At 54.6% G+C, this 2660-nt stretch carries 2 protein-coding genes; one reads left to right on the top strand and one right to left on the bottom strand.

The genetic code is table 11. The features are described from left to right. Window positions 1-510: 510 nt before the first annotated feature. Entirely contained in the window at window positions 511-885 is a 375-nt protein-coding gene (locus tag AB3X86_RS37985) for a DUF3564 family protein (RefSeq protein WP_176383507.1), read from the bottom strand. Between the two features lie 1306 nt (window positions 886-2191). Here AB3X86_RS37985 and AB3X86_RS37980 point away from each other — a divergent pair. Then, entirely contained in the window at window positions 2192-2656 is a 465-nt protein-coding gene (locus AB3X86_RS37980; protein WP_368599871.1) for an aminotransferase class V-fold PLP-dependent enzyme, read from the top strand. Window positions 2657-2660 lie beyond the last annotated feature (4 nt).

Raw genomic sequence — 2660 nt, 5'->3', positions numbered from 1 at the left:
TTCCAGAACCATTCGCACAGCCCGCTCACGAACTTCAGGCGAGTACCTTGGGCACTTCTTCTTCGTGTTTTCCATAGCTCCATTTTCTCAAGAAGTGGAGCCTCCGGAAATCCCGGGGCGGTTCACTGTCCTCCAGTGAGCAATTTGGCCGGGCGCAACGAGCAGCTCAACGGCGAAGGGGTAAGTCCGACAGACGGGGCTATCGACGCAGGCCGGTGCAGTAGCGGATGGGCGCATATTTGGAAAGACATCAACGAGAAGCTGGCGTACACACCGGGAGTCGTCACGGTGAAGCGGCATGGGGAGTAAAAATAGATCCGTCGCAGATGCGAGACGTTCAACTGGTACGGCGAGCTGACGGGTGGTGATCGTTGATGATGGAGCCTCGATCGGTCAAGCCGCAAACTTATGGGGGCTCAACCTCCATTCGAGACGTATGCCGATCACAGTGGTCAGATTCCTGAGCAGGTGCTGTCGTTCGATTGCCTCATTTGCTTAACGCAGATGGTGTCAGGAATCCTTGCCGGTGGTGAACAGTTCATGTTCAGGCTGTCCCCGTTGGTTATCTATACACTGAATATGCCAGTGGCCGTTTGATGGAGCCCAACGTCCTTCTGTATACCGCAGCGCATATCCGGAGTCGCCTTCGAAAAGTCTGTAACGACAGTCGAGATTCAATCCTTCGAGAACATACGCGAGTGTGTTTTCGCTGGGCCCGCACACTAACGTGTTGCCGCAATCCACATGCAACGAGCCCCATTCGGGTAAGTCCAGTCCGGAGTGAGCCTCGCGCGACCATTGCCGCTTTTCTGTGTCGAGCCAGAGGATTGCGAATGCCATCGGACGGGTAGTATTAAACATGTCGAGCTGGACGGTAAGACGCATGAAAATTCTCCGAACACATATTCTCCACGCCTAGTTGACGTAGGAAACGGCGAACCTCGCCGCGGATCACTCGCTGATTTCTCATCTCCCAGCGTATGCGCATCGTTCGTCGATGTGCTGCTATCAAAACGATCGCGACAAGGACCGTCACTCTGCCTGAGATATCTCACGGGGGAGAGCGCTGTGCCTGTACTAACTGTGTGTCGCGATTCATGAAGATCAGAGATGGGGAACTGACTACCAGTGGCGGCCTCGGGCCATGCATGCCCGAGAGCTGCTGAACATCTTGATAAATTGTCGCGTACGGTGCGAGCGAGCAACTGCGAGATGTAGGGTTGGTGTACCACGCTGCAACGTGACAATACGGGTTTAGTTTGCCGCAGCAACAGAGGGCCTGTCGTTGACCACGATCAACCGAAGGCCCCGAGCTGCATTTGGAGTGTTGTCGGTTGCACATATGCTTGATGACAGACGGCGGGGAAGATCTGTCGCATACCGTCGTTGTGCCGCACAGGGCTAGCGCCAAGTTGCGTGTACTTCAATACGAGCATAGCGGTTCGAGGAAGGTTGCCAGCAACGGATATTCGATACTGATGTACAACGACGGCGTTTGGGTCTCGTCGCGGATGCTGTCATGGACGATTCACAAATTGTCCACGTGCCACGTGCCTTGTGTGACCACGGCGCAAACCAGTTCGCGCCGTGGTCATATCAGGTTCCTCAGTGGAACGACGGCAGTATTAGTTTATTCGGTCTGCATAAGAAGAACTCATATTGGTGCGGTGGTTCGCATGTGGCATGATCATTATCAGCTGCGGAAGAATGCAGATAACTCGAAGCGGGCCTGCGCAAGAGTTCGAGTCCGTCAATTGACATGAAGTCCAATGCGATGCGCTCGGCCGCATCGGTAACCAACTACTTTGATCTCTGATATCTGTGCGCGACGGGTGTCAGGTGGAGCATGGGCGGCGCTTTCGCGTCCTTAAACAACTGTTTTCGACTATGGAGTGTGGACCTATGACCGCACGGCAGCCATTTTTATTGACACCGGGGCCATTGGCGTTGGACGCCGAAGTAAAGGCTGAGATGCAGTTTGACATGGGTTCCCGCGACGTGAGTTTCAAGAAAATAACGGAGCGAGTAAGGGGCCTGATTGTAGATTTGCTGGACGCTCGGGGGGGGTACTCGGCTACCCATACAGGGCGGCGGGTCTTACGGCGTAGAGGCGGCATTGGCTTCGTTCGTTGGGACGTCAGACCGGCCTCTCGTATGCATTAATGGAAACTACGGCGAGCGGATCCTCAAAATGCTGCAGATCCGAGGCATTAATGCCGTCAGCATCGTTGCCCCGAGTGATCAGTCCTTCCCCGTGACAAAAGTCGCTGCGTGCCTGGGAGAGGATTCGGGGATCACCCATCTTTGTTTTGTGCACTGTGAAACGACTACGGGAGTCGTCAATCCGCTCCGGCCAATGGTAGAGTTGGCAACGCGTCATGGTGCAAGAACCATTATCGACGCAATGAGTTCTTTCGGTGCGGTGGAAATCAGTGCCAGGGAAGTTCCGTTTGACGTCCTTGTGACCTCGAGTAACAAGTGCATCGAGGGTCCGCCGGGAGTGTCTTTTGTTGTTGCCTCGCTGGAAACGCTCGGAGCTAAAGTCGGAAGTGGTGTACGGGGGATCTGGGGCGGGGAATTGAAGGCGGTGGAGGTTTCAGCTGAGAATCTGATTGTCGAAGTCGGAAACCAGCAAACAACAAACCATCCACCATGAGCAA

It is taken from the genome of Paraburkholderia sp. BR14374 (assembly GCF_040948685.1).
GTDB classification, from domain to species: domain Bacteria; phylum Pseudomonadota; class Gammaproteobacteria; order Burkholderiales; family Burkholderiaceae; genus Paraburkholderia; species Paraburkholderia youngii.
Note: the sequence above shows the minus strand (reverse complement) of the source record. Positions and strands in the feature narration are given on the sequence as shown.

Excerpts from the sequence above, each read along its gene's own strand:
- AB3X86_RS37980 (WP_368599871.1), top strand. The coding sequence starts at position 2,192 with ATGCTGCAGATCCGAGGCATTAATGCCGTCAGCATCGTTGCCCCGAGT.
- AB3X86_RS37985 (WP_176383507.1), bottom strand. The coding sequence starts at position 885 with ATGCGTCTTACCGTCCAGCTCGACATGTTTAATACTACCCGTCCGATG.